Origin of the sequence: Flammeovirga yaeyamensis, from assembly GCF_018736045.1 — a bacterium.
Taxonomy (GTDB): domain Bacteria; phylum Bacteroidota; class Bacteroidia; order Cytophagales; family Flammeovirgaceae; genus Flammeovirga; species Flammeovirga yaeyamensis.
On sequence record NZ_CP076132.1, the window covers coordinates 254,717 to 270,951 of the forward strand.

Here is a 16,235-nt window from a genome sequence, read left to right on the forward strand (position 1 = left end):
TTAATTTCCTTTCTCAAACAGTTTTATCACCTCTTCTCTAAAGCTTTTACTTACAGGCAACATTTCCTGTTCTATTTCCACCAATTCACGGTTTAAGGCTGTTACATGGTTCATATTAACAATATAAGAACGATGTATTCGAATAAACTTTGATGGCAGCTTTTCTTCGATGTGTTTGATGGTATCTTTAGTTTTCCAGGTTTGTTGTTCTGTTCCGTGGATGATCAGATAGTCTGACTGACTCTCTATATAAGTAATTTGTTGATAATTAATCTTATAGTGCTTTCTATCGGAACGAATAAAGAGATAATCATTTTTGATTTGTTCTATTCCTTTATTGTGATTTTGTAATGAAGACTCAAACTTTTCGATAGCTGATTTAAATCGATCAATAGCCACTGGCTTTAATAGATAGTCCACCACATTTAGATCAAACCCTTCTACAGCATATTCTCTGTAGGCAGAAATGATAATCACTTTAGGAGGTTGTGCCAAAGATCTTAAGAAATTTAGTCCAGAGATTTCGGGCATTTCGATATCCAAAAAGAGTAAATCAATGTCGTTTTGCATGACCTCTGCAAAGCCTGCTTTTGCATCAGAAGCTTCTCCCACTACTTCATATCCATCTATTTGAGATAAGAAGTTTTTCACGATTCTTCTCGCGATAGGTTCATCATCTATGATTAATACTTTGTAGTTACTCATTATCAATTTTAATACTTAGTTGGATGTTATATTCTCTCTCGTTTTCATCAATGACTAATTGATGTTGATTCGGATAACAAAGTGCAAGCCTTTTTCGAAGGTTCTCTAGTCCTGTTCCTTTTTTATCACTTTTGATCTTATTTGCCGGCTTGCTATTACTCATCAAAAAGTAGAATGTACTGTTATCAATATATATTTTGATGTTAAGAAAGGCATTGTCTGTATTTGATTTTATCCCATGCTTAAAGGCATTCTCCACCATTGGGAAAAGTAGGAAGGGAATTATTTCGATAGTGTCCGAAAACTTATCCTCATCGAATTGATAGGATAAACGGTTGTCTAATCTTAGCTGTTCTAAAGCTATATATTCCTTTAATACCTTAATTTCTTTGTTTAAACTTACTTTCTCTTCTTTGGATTGATACACCAAATAGTCCAACAAACTACTTAATTGTAAAAGTATTTGAGGGAGATCATCTGATTTTTCAATGGCTAATCCGTAGATATTATTGAGGGTATTGAATAGAAAATGTGGATGAATCTGATCTTTTAGCGTATTTAATTCCAACTCCTTTAATTGGTAACCGATTTCGAGCTTATCTTTTTCAAGTTGATATATTTTCTGCTTCTTCTTCTGGTCCTCTCTTACTTGATATAAAAATGAGTACATGGCTGTGGTAAAAAGTTGCACAAACCACAAAACAGAGAAATCGTTGATGATAGGGTTCATGTTCTCATAGTTCAGATCAGTCAAAGCGATAAAGAACCCTATAATTAATACAATCTGAATATATGTACTGATAATAATGGAGTACATCAGATAGAGAATAAACTTCCCAATCCGCTTAGTGTAGAGGTATTTTTGAATTAATACCTTATTTAGATAGAAGGTGAATCCAATAGTAAATGGAAACCAAAAGGCACAAAATAAAAAGGTGTTGAAATAATCTTGATGGAAGTGCCCTAAAAATAGACAGGTAATTATAAACATAATCCCCCAATAAGTGATTTCAAAAGCCACTTTCTGATGTACAATACTTCCTATTAGTTTCTTATTGATCATATACAAATATCAAAAAATCTCATGGTAGAAATAGAGTTTGTCGACGAATCCCTCTTTTTTGATGGTGATCTTATCAATTTAGTCTGTAAATTAAAGAGATATTCTAATGGGCATCACTTATCTACCAAAAATGAGTAAATAAAGATGAAAACAGGCTCTATACCGATGAATAAAATTAGGAATGTACAGAGAATGTAAGTTTGTATTGTAATAATATATTCATCATTAAAGAAAACAGTTATGTTAGATTTATTTTATCAGGGAGGTTATGAATTTATGAGTACACTAACTATTGTAGGTGGATTCATGGTATTTTTTCTGGTCCTAACCATAATGAGAAGAGGAAAAGTTTCTCAAAAAAAATCAATGGTACTTATGAAAGAGTTTGGAACATTGGCTCTAGTAGTAGGTATTTTTGGTCAATTAATAGGTCTTTACAGCGCAATGATTGCTATTGAAGCAGCCGGAGGAGTCCCACTAGCATTATTAGCAGGAGGTATAAAAGTATCTATGATCACCACACTTTACGGTTTTCTCATCTTCTTGATCTCAAGAATTGCTGGTATCATTCTCCAGGCAACAGCAAAATCAGAATAACAACGAAAATCTCTATATAAAAACGCTTTGCTTTTTCTTATTAGACTTATTTAGAAGAGTACTTCATGATGTCTATAAGTTGAAGCAAAGCGTTTTTTTTAAATTAAAAATGAAGAATGAAAAATTAAAAACGTGATTAGTTCATCTGTTTTTGTACTATTTTTCTTTGGTAGATTTCAATGATATCAAAGGTGTTAATATTAATAGTTTATCTCTTAACAAAAAATATCCGCAGGAATGAATTTTGAGGTTTATGATACCCTATCCCCATAGAATAATCTCACCCTTAGTTTCTTCGTTCCTTAGTTCCTTAGTTAAAAACGAGCGTTAATTTTGCTACCTGCTACCTGCTACCTGCTACCTGCTACCTGCTACCTGCTACCTAACCTACACGTCTTTTCTAAGTCTCAATTCCGACGGATAATAGTTGTTCAATCGGTTCGGCAACGCCTTCACCCATCCTAATGCTAATCCTTTATAAGTGATGATCGCCCAACCTTTCTTCACACCGTCGATAGAACGGATAGACATCTCTTGTTTCTTTAAGAAATTGATAGCATCTCTGTATTCTACTTCTTGGCGAGGGATATTTTCGGCGACAATATTGGATACGGCAAGCTCATGGTCAGGAATCAATTCGTTGTTTTTCTTATTGAAACGTCCCATTTTGATCCCTTGGTGTCTTACTTTCTGACTTACAGTTAAGATCTTGAAATCTTGGACCATATGAGAAGGGATAGCAAACACTTCTTCTCTATCATCTTGATAAAACTCGTAATCTTTTCCGTTTTTAAGCCATTTTCTAAGGTCTTCAGATTCTCTCTTTCTGACCATGAAGATGGATTTTATTTTCTTTGGAGAGATGCTGAACTTTTGCGTTCTCGCTTCTTCACCTTTCTTTCTGAAGGCCGCTAAGAATAAACCTTCACCTTTTGTTTTATGGAAAATGAAACGGTAGCCAGTGGCTTTCTCTCCGTTTTTCTCTACTTCTATTTTTGTGATACCCCAAGCTGGGTCGAAATCAACTTCTAGAGGTTCGAATTCTCCTGTGTCGAGAATTTGCTCTAGGCGTTGCTCGTTTTCTTCTGGAGCAAAGGTACATGTACTATATATGTATAGTCCACCCATTTTCAATGCTCTTGGAATGTGGTTGACGATATCAATTTGTACGTTTGCACACGATTCTACCAATGAAGGCGACCAAAGATCAGCTGCTTTTGGATCTTTTCTGAACATCCCCTCACCAGAACAAGGAGCATCAGTCACAATCACATCAAAATATTCTCTTAATTGAGCGAAATTTTCGGCGTAGTTTCCTGTAACGATAGTGTTCGGGTTCCCCCAACGGACAAGGTTATCAATTAAAGGTAATGACCTCTTTCCAACGATTTCGTTAGAAACCAGCATACTTTTTTCCGTCAATAAAGAGTTGATTAGCGTACTTTTTCCTCCAGGTGCCGCACATAAATCCAACACTTTAATGTCTTTATCAAGTGGTGCATGTTGTGTAAGGGCTTTCCATAAAAACATAGAAGAAGCCTCTTGTACATAGTAAGCACCTGCAAAAATCAAAGGATCTTCAGCGAAAGAAGGACGCTTGGCAATATATCTTGCCTCATCGCACCAAGGCACAGGTGTTGTGTCTGAAAATTCGATTTCAGCAGGCTTAAATGGATTGACTCTGTAGGAAACGGGAACATCTCCATCAATTGCTTCTTTAAAAGATTCGAAATCTTCTGCAGAAAGTTGACCACTAAGTCTATCTGTAAATTTTTTAGGGAGATTTTCAGATCTATTTGCCATTCTTTATTATAATTTGATTGATCTATGCACTGAATTTTAGAAATAGTTATTCGAATTTGATAAGTATTTCTTTGAATTCGGTTTGCAAAGATAAAAATAAAGGAACATAACATTGATTATAGTAACATCAGTTAGCGTTTATTTTTACCTTCTTTTCGATCATTTGATGTACATTTTAAGAGTTGAACTCGAGTTCTAACCCATTCAGAATACGAATATTGTGTTTTTTCGTTAATGAATACAGATATGTTGAATATTATTCGCTTTTTATTGAAAAGTTATCTAGTTTTGCACCCTGAAAATTTTGTTTAACATTCGAAATACTACGAATTGAGTGTAAATGATTTCGACACGCGGTATCGCTGTCAAAAGAGATCATCATCGTGAAGTTCAAGTTTTTTCGCAAAACTAATTTGTGGTTATGGATTACTTAAGCCCTGAGTACAAGAAAGAAATCTTTGCTAAGTTCGGTAAAGACGGAAATGACACTGGTTCGCCAGAAGCTCAAATTGCTTTGTTTACTAAGCGTATCTCGCACTTAACTGAGCACTTAAAAGAAAACAAAAAGGATCACTCAACTCGTCGTGGTTTGATGAAACTTGTAGGTAAGCGTCGTTCTATGTTGGACTATGTTGCTAAAAAAGACATCAACCGTTACAGAGCGATCATCAAAGAGCTTGGTATCAGAAAGTAATTTTTTGGTACAAAAGTATCACTCAGGGGATTCCATTTTTTGGAATTCCCTTTTTGCGTATAAGATGCCACTTCATTTTTTGTTTATCATTTTTTTAAAATAAATGAGAAAAGGTGTGTAATCCGTAGAAAAAATGACTAAATTTTTGGGTTGGAAAAAGAAAGCTTTTACTAGCCGAATTTTGACAGCGGGTAGGACTCGATCCTTGAATACCTGCTTTATGATGAAGAAATAAAAAAACACAACACAATTACGATGTTTGAAAACGTGATTAAAAAAACAGTTGCCCTACCTGACGGTCGTGAGATCAGTTTAGAGACCGGCAGAATGGCAAGACAAGCAGATGGTTCTATTGTCTTGAGAATGGGAAACACAATGTTATTGGCAACTGTAGTTTCTAACCCAGACAAACGAGAAGGAGCAGACTTTTTGCCACTTTCAGTTGATTACCAAGAAAAATTTGCCTCTGCAGGTAAAATCCCAGGTGGTTTCTTGAAAAGAGAAGGTCGTTTAAGCGATAGAGAAATTTTGATCTCTCGTTTAGTTGACCGTGCAATTCGTCCATTATTCCCATCAGACTATTATCATGATACTCAAATCATGATTTCTATGATCTCTGCAGATCAAGAAGCTTTACCAGATGCATTAGTAGCATTTGCAGCATCTGCAGCATTATCGATCACAGATATTCCTTTTGATGGTCCTATCTCTGAGGTAAGAGTAATCAAAGACACCAACGGTGAATACATCGTAAACCCTACACCAGCACAAATGGAAGGATGTACACTAGATCTAATGATCGGTGCTACAGCTGAAAACATCACAATGGTGGAAGGTGAAATGCAAGAAGTGGGTGAAGACGAAATGATCGAAGCAATTAAAGTAGGTCATGAAGTCATCAAAACTCAATGTGCACTTCAAGTAGAATTAAGAGCAGCAGCAGGCGTTGAAGGATTCAGAGAATTCGAAGGCGACGTGGAAGACGAAGAATTGAAAGAAGAAGTTTTCACTGCTTTATATGATAAATTGTATGCAGTAGCAGCTCAAGGTATCAAAGGTAAATCTGAGCGTAAAGCCGCTTTCACTGAAGTGAAAAAAGCTTATTTAGAAGCTTTACCTGAAGGTGAAGAAACTGAAGAGAAGCTACCGCTAATCAAAAGATACATTGCTAAATGTGAGAAGAAAGCGTCTCGTGATTTAGTATTGAATACGAAAAACCGTTTAGACGGTCGTGATTTAGAAGAAGTAAGACCAATCGTTCCAGAAGTAGACGTTCTACCTTCGGCACACGGTTCTGCTTTATTTACTCGTGGTGAAACTCAATCATTAACAACAGTAACGCTTGGTACTAAAATGGACGAGCAAATGTTGGATAGTGCGATGACTTCAGGTACTAGTAAATTTATTCTTCACTACAACTTCCCTGGTTTCTCAACTGGTGAGGTAAGACCAAACAGAGGTCCTGGACGTAGAGAAGTAGGTCACGGTAACTTAGGTCACAGAGCCTTGGAAAGAGTTCTTCCTCCAGAAGACGAAAATCCATATACTATTCGTATCGTTTCTGATATTCTTGAATCAAACGGTTCGTCTTCAATGGCAACAGTTTGTGCTGGTTCATTAGCATTAATGGATGCAGGTGTGAATATCACAGGTACAGTTTCTGGTATCGCAATGGGTATGATTTCTGAAAATGATCCTGAAACAGGTAAGTTGAAGTATGCTATTCTTTCTGATATCTTAGGAGACGAAGATCACTTAGGTGATATGGACTTTAAAGTAACAGGTACTGAAAAAGGTATTACGGCTTGTCAAATGGATATTAAAGTTGACGGTCTTCCTTACGAAGTATTAAAACAAGCTTTAGAGCAAGCAAATAGAGGTAGAGCACACATTCGTGGCGTAATGGATGAGGTAATCAAAGAATCTAGAGCAGATCTTAAACCTCACGCTCCTCGTAGTGCTGTAATGATGATCCCTCAAGACTTAATCGGTGCTGTAATTGGACCAGGTGGTAAAGTGATCCAAGAGATCCAAAAAGACACTGGTGCTACTATCGTTATCGAAGAAGTGGAGAACCAAGGTAAAGTATCTTTCTTTGCTACTGATAAAGAAGCAATGGATGGTGCAATTGGTAGAGTAAAAGCTATCGTTGCTCAGCCAGAAGTTGGAGAGACTTACACTGGTAAAGTGAAATCTTTACAACCTTTCGGTGCGTTTATCGAGTTTATGCCAGGTAAAGAAGGTTTATTACATATCTCTGAAATTGCTTGGGAAAGAACAGATAGCGTTGAAGGTATCTTGAACGTAGGTGAGACAATTGATGTTAAACTATTAGAGGTCGATCCTAAGACAGGTAAATTCAAATTATCTCGTAAGGCACTTCTTCCAATGCCAGAAGGTTATACTCCTCCTCCTCCACGTGAGAGAAGAAGTTTTGATCGCGGTGGCGACCGAGGTGGTAGAAGAGATGATCGTCGTGGTGGTGACCGTGGCGGTAGAAGAGATGACCGTGGAGGTTACAATAGAAGATAATTAAACTATTGAAAGACAGTGCTGTAAAACCTCGCTTGATTTAGAAATATTGTGAGGTTTTACAAAACTTTTTATGTCTTTTTTTAGTCAATAATGTAGGATGTATAGAACTGCACGTTTTTTGCGGTTTTAACTTACTCAGTATAAATGTTTTGTCAGCATTAATTATTATATTATAGTTATTGCTGACAAAATTCTAATAATAAAGAACGGATGAGACAACTCAAGATCAGTAAACAGATCACGAACAGGGAGTCACAATCGCTGGACAAGTACTTACAAGAAATTGGTAAGGTTGACCTGCTAACACCTGATGAAGAAGTAACTCTTGCAAAACAAATTCGTGAGGGAGACCAAATTGCATTGGAAAAATTGACAAAAGCGAACTTACGTTTCGTAGTGTCAGTAGCCAAGCAATATCAAAATCAGGGACTTTCTTTAGGTGACTTGATTAACGAGGGTAACTTGGGTTTAATTAAAGCTGCCCAACGTTTCGACGAAACGCGTGGTTTTAAGTTTATCTCCTATGCTGTTTGGTGGATTAGACAATCTATTCTTCAAGCATTAGCAGAGCAGTCACGTATCGTACGTTTACCTCTTAACAGAGTAGGTTCTTTGAACAAGATTTCAAAAACTTTCTCTGAATTGGAACAACGTTATGAACGTGAGCCTTCTCCGGACGAATTAGCAGAAGTTTTAGATGTAACTACAAACGAAGTTGTAGATACAATGAAAATTTCTGGTCGTCACGTATCTATGGATGCTCCTTTCGTACAAGGCGAGGAAAACAACCTTTACGACGTACTTGAGAACGATATGGAGGAGAAGCCAGATACAGAGTTGATGAATGACTCTTTACGTAAAGAAGTACAACGTGCCCTTTCTACGCTAACAAAACGTGAGGCAGATGTAATTACTCTATACTTCGGATTAAACGGAGAGCATTCTATGACTTTAGAAGAAATTGGAGAGAAATTCAATTTAACACGTGAGCGTGTACGTCAGATCAAAGAAAAAGCGATTAGACGTCTTCGTCATACTTCAAGAAGTAAAGCATTGAAACCTTACTTAGGATAATATTCTATTTAAAGTTTCTACAAAAAATAAGAACAGCGCATCTTTAAAATGGAGATGTGCTGTTTTTTTATGCCCAAAAAACACCGATTTGATTCCTTCTTAAAATCTAGTTTTTAATAAAATAGAGAATTATCTAACAAATTGATTAGTAGTGGTTTGTGCTATTTGATTGTACAGTAATTTCGTTTACTGATCATTCATTGTATAGTTTTGATCGAGTGGTAATCTACTAAAAATACAGTATGTATTATGATATTTACAGTATCAATTATGTCATCATTGCATTTGATAATGAGCGATATAAGTGATGTGAAATGAATTGAATACTAGCTTTGAAAATTACTACACTTGAAATGAAAGATTTTACTTACAGCAAATTTAGGGGACTTTAGCTTCCACCACATCTTTATATGATGAGGTGAATGTTTTACGACAGTCCCATCTTATAATTTGGTTAATTTTTATCGAGTTATACGCCACAATAGGTTTCCCCAACCTTACTTTTTTAGGCATTTGAAAGATGAAAATTTCTCTTGCCTCCGAATTATTACTTATCAAAATTCTATTATGAAAAAACTTAGACTTTTTGTGATGGCAGCCATTTGCTGTGTCGCATTTAGTGCACATGCCCAATACGATTGGGATGGTGTGCCAATTCCAGCTGAACTTCCTGAAGGAATGGTATGGGAATTAGACCCTGTTTCTGATGGATTTAACTATCAATCGAACAGTTCCAACAGAGGAGAAGAATTTGATAGCCGATGGAATGAATTGTATATCAATGGCTTCTCAGGACCTTCTGCCACTTCTTATCACAAAGATCACTTTTGGACATCAGATGGTAATTTGGTCATTCATGCTGCAAAAGATAATCAGAATATTATCTATACAGGCTGTATTTCATCAAAAGCAGCCTTCAGTTATCCAATGTTTATGGAAGCTAGAGTGAAACAACCTAGTTGTATGTTAGCGGCAAACATCTGGATGATTAGTCAAGATGAAACAGAAGAATTGGATATGTTGGAATCGTATCCAAATGTTCAAGAAGATGGAGGTTGGTTAGATCAGAGAATTCACTTATCTCACCATACATTCATTAGAGATCCTTTCCAAGATTACCAACCACGTGATGAGCACGGAGTAAAAGGTACTTGGTACTGGGAAGAAGATAGAACTACATGGCACGACGACTGGTTGAGAATTGGTGTGTATTGGGTAAATCCTCATCATGTTGAATATTATATCAACGGTCGTTGGGTAAGAACAGTGAAGAGTCATGAACACTCTTACTTAGACGAAAAAGGAGAGTTACAAACAGTTTATACTGAATTTGATGCCTTAGATAAATTTGGATATACTGAAGGAACAGGTTTAAGTAAACCTCAGCATATCATTATCAATATGGAGCAACAAGATTGGTTGACAGAGTTGAATATTTGGCCAACAAATGAAGATTTAGATGATGCCAACGGAAGAAACTTCTATTTAATTGACTGGGTGAGATTATATAATGTCATTCCAGAAACAGGTGTAGTTCCTGTGGAAGAAGTGTCAATTTCTGAACAAGAAATTATCTTACAACCTGGGGAAACATTTGATCTTGATCATGTGATTTTACCTGCTAATGCCACTAAAAAAGCAGTTTCTTGGACGACAAGTAACCCAATGATTGCTACTGTTAATGGAGAAGGTGTTGTGAGAGCAATATCAAAAGGTATTGTGACTGCAGATGTAACGACTCAAGATGGTGGTTTCTTTGCTCGTTGTAAAGTAGAAGTAGTAGGAGATGCAGTTCCAAACCCTGTGCAAAGCATCGATATTGCAGAAACTTCTGTAACGTTAAATGTAGGACAGGATATCACTATTGATCCTATTTTCACTCCAGCAGATGCAACAGATCAAAGAGTACTTTGGGAGTCAGAAAATCCTTCAGTAGCCTTTGTAGGGGCAAACGGTTTAATTGCTCCTCTAAAAGCAGGTACCACTACAGTAACTGTAATTTCTCAAGATGGCGGACATTCTGACCATATTGAAGTAACAGTTTTAGAAGCAGAAATTGATACTGTTTATGTAACGGGAGTAAGTGTAACTCCAACTGTAGGAACAGTAACCGAAGGAGATGTATTAAGTTTGAGTGCGGTTGTTGCACCAGCTAATGCAACGTTTAAATCTGTTTCTTGGTCATCAAGTGATGAGGGCATTGCTACTGTTTCGCCTAATGGTACGGTAACGGGTGTGACTCAAGGTACAGTATCTATTACAGCTACTACTTCAGATGGAGGTTTTACTTCATCAGCAACCATCACTGTAGAAGAAAAAGTGTGTGTTCCAGAAACACCAACAGTAATTATAACATCATCAGAGACGTCTGCTAAAGTAGGAGAGTGTATTCAATTAACGACTCAGACAGTTGGAGAAACGTGTGATGGTACCACTTTAGATCAATCAGTAAATTATGTATCTAGTAATACTTCGGTAGCTACTGTAGATACAAATGGATCTGTTTGTTTTGTGGCAGAAGGAACAGCAACAATATCAATAACTAGTGTTGAAGGTGGAGATGCAGTAACAGTTCAAGTAACAGGTACTTCGGATACTGTGGTGACTCCTCCAAACCATAGTGTTATTGAAGCGGAAGATTTTGTAGCTACAGGTGGAGCTTATGGAGGATTTGAAATTTATTCTGTGAATGGGGTAACGGCCACTAATTACAATCAAACAGGTGATTGGGCAGAATATGTAGTTCAATTCGACGGTGAGTATGAACTAGAATTCTTTGTAGGAACAGCAGTATCAGGAGCAGCGATTAAAGTATATGTTGATGATGTTGAAGTAGGTACTTATAATGTACCCAACAACGGAAATTGGGATGGTTTTGAATCTGTGAAAGCAACAGATAACATCACTTTAACAGGTAACAATAAAATTAAATTAGAAGGTGCTGGTTCTAATGGTTGGGAATGGAATATGGATTATTTCACTTTAACACCAACAACATCAGGAGGAGCACCAGATCCAATTTATGTAACAGGAGTGTCTTTAGATCAGACAGCAATATCATTAATTGCTGGAAGTTCTGCTACTTTATCGGAAACAGTAGCACCAGCTAATGCAGATGATACATCAGTAATTTGGTATTCAGATAACGATGCAATCGCTACAGTATCAAATGGTGTGGTTACGGCAGTAAGTGCAGGTACTACTACGATAACAGTAGAAACTAATGATGGTAATTATACTGCAGTGGCACAAGTAACAGTAGCTCCTGTCACGGTTGAAGATCATGAAATAATTGTTGAAGCTGAATTATTTGATGCAACAGGTGGTACAACAAACGATGCTGCTTGGGGTGGACCAGGAAATGGAGTAAATGCTACAGCGAACAACATCAATTGGGTGAACTCAGGTGATTGGACAACTTACACTGTTAATGTTCCAGCAGATGGTATTTATTCTATTGAATACTTTATATCTACACCATCAGATAACGCACAAATTACTTTAGAAATAGATGGATTAACTACGGTGACAGATGTTCCAAACAATGGACAATGGGATGCTTACACAAGTTTAGACGGTGGTGCAATTGCCTTAACAGCAGGAACACATACACTAACAATTACAGCTTCAGGCTCCCACGCTTGGCAATGGAATTTAGATAAGGTAGTATTTACGACTTCATCTTCTGCTAGATTTGCTGAAGTAGTTGTACCAGAACAACCTGAAGTAACATTATATCCTGTGCCAGCTTCGGATGTTTTAAATATTGTAGGTTTACCACAAGGTGATTATACAGTAGCAATCTTCAATGTTTCTGGAGTTCCAGTATCTACACAGAATGTAAGTGCATCTTCTAAAACAGCGGTGAATGTTTCTAATTTGGGAACAGGAATCTACTTTATCAGAGTACTTGGTAATGGAATAGATATTAGAAAGAAAATTAGTGTTAGATAAATGATAATTTAATTTCAAATTATCGGTAACAAAAGAAGCCTCACTTGCATAAAGTGAGGCTTTTTAATTAAACTATAGTTTAATATTTATAAGAACCTTTAAGGTGCTAGAATAATCTAATAGATTTTATTTTTGAATTTTGTTTGAAGTCGGTTTTACTTAAAACATTAAGGTCATTTTCGATTTCAATCTTACCGGTGAAATCATTTTCATCTAACATAAATTGAGCTCTTTCACTTTTCGATTCAATCACATAGATACCACTAATGTAGGTGTACCAAATCTCATAGTCGGGGTATTGAGCGATAAATTCTTCTATAGTAGAATTCACTCCAATTCCTTTTGCTGTCTTGAATTTATCGGATTGAATTACTATTTCACTGATTTTATGATCCCATGCTTTTTTGTTGTAATCGTAACGAGGTGTAACCTGCATAACAACATCATCTCCGTAGAAAACATTATAATAAATTTGTGATTGTATGCCGTCCTCTGAGTGAATTTCTCTAGAGTCCTTATACAATTGGAATTGATCAAAGTTGACAGGTATTTCTCGACCTACTTTAAACTTACCGACAGAAACACCAGAAATTAAAAAATTCTCATCAACAGAAATGTTTTGTTCTTGGGGAGAGATCAACTCTTTTGCAGAATTTAATGGTTGAATTGCTTGAGCAATAAGAATTAATACATTTAAAATATTTACGATTACCATAGAAGTTTATGTTAGTGTTTTATGCCTCCAAAATATTCAATAATTATACCACAAAAAGTACTTTAAACCGTGATTATTGATAATCAATACGAAGGTAAATTTCGTGGTTTTTACAATGTTATATTAGTACACTTTTATAGAATTTTTTTGAAAAAGTATAAAAGTGAATAATCTTTTGTAAGTTATCAATTATATAAAATGAAATGAAACTCTCTATCAATTACTGAAATTAAATCAAACAAAAAAGATGACTAAATTAATCAACCTGTTTTTATTAGTAGGGTGCATTCTATTTATTGGGTGTTCATCAAATACTAAAAAAATAAATGATGAAGCTTCTGACATAAAAGAATACCCTAATGATGTCATTCCATTTATGTCGAATTGGAAAATACTATTGGGCGATGGAACCCGATCAGACGATCTTACGAAATTTGCAAAGAAAGACTTTTTCTATGTTCAAAATGATGGAAATACGGATTGGGTAGTTTATAAAACACCTAATTCCGGTATTACTTCAAAAACATCTAGTAATACAAGAACTGAATTAGGTGAAAAGAAAAGATGGTACCCTAAAGATGGCGGAAGACTAACAGGGACACTAAAAGTACAACACGTTTCTACATTAGGAGATGCAAGAGTAGCTGCTTCCTATTCGGTAGTTATTGGACAAATTCATAGTGATGAAGGACATGAAAATGAACCTTTAAAGATCTTCTATAAAAAGTTTCCTGGTCATCAGAAAGGATCTGTGTTTTGGAATTATGAGATTAACACAGAAGGTGATAATGGAAAAAGATGGGATTATTCTCAAGCAGTTTGGGGATATGATATGTCTGTTGTTGGACATCAAAAAGACCAATCTCCGGAAGAACCTAAAGAAGGAATTGCCTTGGGAGAGGAGTTTTCTTACGAAGTCAATGTCTATAAAGGAATAATGTATCTAACGTTTAAAAGCGAAGGACATCCGACTGTTCGCTTCACTAAAAATTTGCTATCATCAGAATTTGAGACTTATGATAAAATTCCTGATCAAATACATGAGTTATATGCTTCTATTGGTCGTGATGGCATAGAGAAGAACGAAGCTTATGCAGGAGAAAAGCAGATTTTCAAACAAGGAGCCTATAATCAGACAAACGGGAAAGATCCTAACGCAAATATTGTGTGGCATACAGGAGCGGACTCTTTTGGAGGAGATATACAGAAACAATATGCTAATGGAGCCTATGCTGAAGTGTGGTTTAGGGAAGCTAGCTTAGGTGAGGGGTATTTACCTCAATAAAAACCTAATGATATATAAAAAGGCCTCAAAAGTTTGATAAGAACTTTTGAGGCCTTTCTTTTTTGAGAAGAGAAATTATCTCGTATTAATATGATCAATACTCTTATAAATATCTCTTACAATATCGCTGTCCTTCATACCAATACCTTCGAATAAATTAATAGCTCTACGGTAGGTTTTTAAAGCAGCAGCCGATTTTTCTTCGCCCATATCTTTATATAAATCGCCTAGTTCTTTAATACACGTAGCGTGTTCTAAAGTTAGGGCACCATAATAGGCTTCTCGAACTTTAGAAACTTGAATCAATGCTTTTTCAGCCTTTTCTAAACTATCTTGACTCGAGTAAAGTGTGGCTAAACTGTATAAAGAATTGCCGTAATCGATATGTTGTTTACCTACACTTTTTTCTCTAGCAGTCATACCTTCTGTGATGGCTTTTTCAGCTTCTTCGAAACGTTTTGCTTCGATGTAGAAGAATGCTAAACTATCCAAGGCTTTACCATAAGTAGTATGTTCTTTACCTAAAGCAGATTCAGTATCGGCAATAATTTTTTTATAAGTTTCTTCAGCTTCCGGAGCATCTTTGATGTTCATTATTCTTGCTTTCGTAATTAAAGCAGCAATACCTTCCGGTGATTTTGTTTTTCCTTTCGCCTCATAGATAGCCAATGCTTTTTCAGTATTTGATAAAGCAACATCAATTTGTTTTTGATTGATTTCTAACTCAGCTAATTCTATATACGTAATTGCAGCCTCAAGGCTTTCTTCTCCATTTTTCTTTTTGATACCTTCAGATTTCATTTTGATAAAACCGTAAGCATCTTTTTCAGAATGAAGTTTCATATCTACATGCACCGCCAATCTTTCTACCTCAGAAAGGTATTTTTTATTGTCGATACCATAAGCTTCTCCAAGGTTCTTAGCATATTTTTTATAGGCCGTAATTGCCTCTGCATTTTTACCTGTTTTTTCTAGAAGAGTAGCTTCTTTTAGGTATAACCCAACATAAGACGATTTTGGAGCATTTATTTTTTCATATTCAGAAATTGCCATACTTAATTGTATAGAGGCTTCCTCTACATGCTTCAATCCCATAGAAATATCTGCTTGTTCCGATAAGATACTAGCGAATTCAGCAGTTCCTTTAAGATGTTTTTCAGCAATAGGGTTTAAAGTTCTATACATTCCGTCTGCCTCTTTGTACTTTCTTCCTTTTACATAAAGAAGTGCATTTTTATGCAAAGCAGAAGCATAGGCTTTAGAATCTTTTCCGGCTACTTTTTCTGTAGTTGCTACGCCTTTTTCATAATAAATACTTGCTTGAGCAAAATTTTTCATGTGTAGGCTATTATCTGCAATTCTAATTTGTGTTTCCGACATCTTTTCGGAAACAGAATTCCCAGATTTGTAGAGTAGCTTTTCTAAAGATTGAAAATAGATATTTGCATTACCAAGATCGTTCTGAGATTGATAAGACAACGCCAAGTATTCAATAGTATGAATATAATCGGGATGGGTATCCCCAACAGATTCTTTACCTTGAAGTCTAGCAGTTTGTAAGCTTTGAATAGCTTTGTTATAATTTTTCTTTTCGTACGCTAATTTCCCGGTATTGTAATTTGCAGTAAAATCCTGGGCAAAACTATTTTCAAAAAATAGAAAAAAAAGAAAAATACATGTAATGATAATCTTTATTGATCGGTTCATGACAGTTGTTGTATTTTTATTAACTAGGTGTAGAACATCTTACAAAAATTACGATAATGATAGTGAATTAGTTAATCTATCTTAAAGACGTCCATAATGATCA

11 protein-coding genes are annotated in these 16,235 nt (G+C 35.8%); 6 read left to right on the forward strand and 5 right to left on the reverse strand.

Annotated features, from left to right (window positions below; genetic code table 11):
• Entirely contained in the window at window positions 1-705 is a 705-nt protein-coding gene (locus tag KMW28_RS00955; RefSeq protein WP_169664865.1) for a LytR/AlgR family response regulator transcription factor, read from the reverse strand.
• Complete coding sequence (locus KMW28_RS00960; protein ID WP_169664864.1) at window positions 698-1,768, reverse strand: sensor histidine kinase; 1,071 nt, start codon at window positions 1,766-1,768, stop codon at window positions 698-700. Before KMW28_RS00960 ends, KMW28_RS00955 begins: the two co-directional genes overlap by 8 nt.
• A 240-nt stretch (window positions 1,769-2,008) precedes the next feature.
• On the opposite strand from KMW28_RS00960, the gene KMW28_RS00965 reads away from it, so the two are divergent.
• The gene (locus KMW28_RS00965; protein WP_183363947.1) at window positions 2,009-2,365 is read left to right on the forward strand and encodes a MotA/TolQ/ExbB proton channel family protein; all 357 of its coding nucleotides are present in this window, start codon (window positions 2,009-2,011) and stop codon (window positions 2,363-2,365) included.
• Between the two features lie 387 nt (window positions 2,366-2,752).
• Here KMW28_RS00965 and KMW28_RS00970 read toward each other — a convergent pair whose 3' ends face one another.
• Window positions 2,753-4,168, reverse strand: a complete 1,416-nt coding sequence (locus KMW28_RS00970) for a methyltransferase RsmF C-terminal domain-like protein (protein ID WP_169664862.1) — start codon at window positions 4,166-4,168, stop codon at window positions 2,753-2,755.
• A 421-nt stretch (window positions 4,169-4,589) separates the two neighbouring features.
• Between KMW28_RS00970 and rpsO the strand changes: the two genes are divergently transcribed.
• From rpsO to KMW28_RS00990, 4 genes are all read left to right on the forward strand, one after another.
• Window positions 4,590-4,862, forward strand: coding sequence for a 30S ribosomal protein S15 (gene rpsO, locus KMW28_RS00975; RefSeq protein ID WP_169664861.1), 273 nt, complete (start codon window positions 4,590-4,592; stop codon window positions 4,860-4,862).
• A gap of 255 nt (window positions 4,863-5,117) precedes the next feature.
• The gene (pnp, locus tag KMW28_RS00980; protein ID WP_169664860.1) at window positions 5,118-7,394 is read left to right on the forward strand and encodes a polyribonucleotide nucleotidyltransferase; all 2,277 of its coding nucleotides are present in this window, start codon (window positions 5,118-5,120) and stop codon (window positions 7,392-7,394) included.
• Window positions 7,395-7,607: 213 nt separating this feature from the next.
• Window positions 7,608-8,471 carry a sigma-70 family RNA polymerase sigma factor gene (locus tag KMW28_RS00985; RefSeq protein WP_044207596.1) on the forward strand — a complete coding sequence of 288 codons (864 nt, stop codon included), beginning with the start codon at window positions 7,608-7,610 and terminating at the stop codon, window positions 8,469-8,471.
• A gap of 567 nt (window positions 8,472-9,038) precedes the next feature.
• Window positions 9,039-12,425: an Ig-like domain-containing protein gene (locus KMW28_RS00990; protein WP_169664859.1), complete on the forward strand. Its 3,387-nt coding sequence runs from the start codon at window positions 9,039-9,041 to the stop codon at window positions 12,423-12,425.
• Between the two features lie 106 nt (window positions 12,426-12,531).
• Here the strand turns inward: KMW28_RS00990 and KMW28_RS00995 are convergent, their stop codons facing one another.
• Window positions 12,532-13,140: a hypothetical protein gene (locus tag KMW28_RS00995; protein ID WP_169664858.1), complete on the reverse strand. Its 609-nt coding sequence runs from the start codon at window positions 13,138-13,140 to the stop codon at window positions 12,532-12,534.
• Between the two features lie 247 nt (window positions 13,141-13,387).
• Between KMW28_RS00995 and KMW28_RS01000 the strand changes: the two genes are divergently transcribed.
• Window positions 13,388-14,425: a polysaccharide lyase family 7 protein gene (locus KMW28_RS01000; RefSeq protein WP_169664857.1), complete on the forward strand. Its 1,038-nt coding sequence runs from the start codon at window positions 13,388-13,390 to the stop codon at window positions 14,423-14,425.
• Window positions 14,426-14,500: 75 nt separating this feature from the next.
• On the opposite strand, the gene KMW28_RS01005 is transcribed toward KMW28_RS01000, so the two are convergent.
• The gene (locus KMW28_RS01005; RefSeq protein WP_169664856.1) at window positions 14,501-16,132 is read right to left on the reverse strand and encodes a tetratricopeptide repeat protein; all 1,632 of its coding nucleotides are present in this window, start codon (window positions 16,130-16,132) and stop codon (window positions 14,501-14,503) included.
• Between the last annotated feature and the right edge of the window lie 103 nt (window positions 16,133-16,235).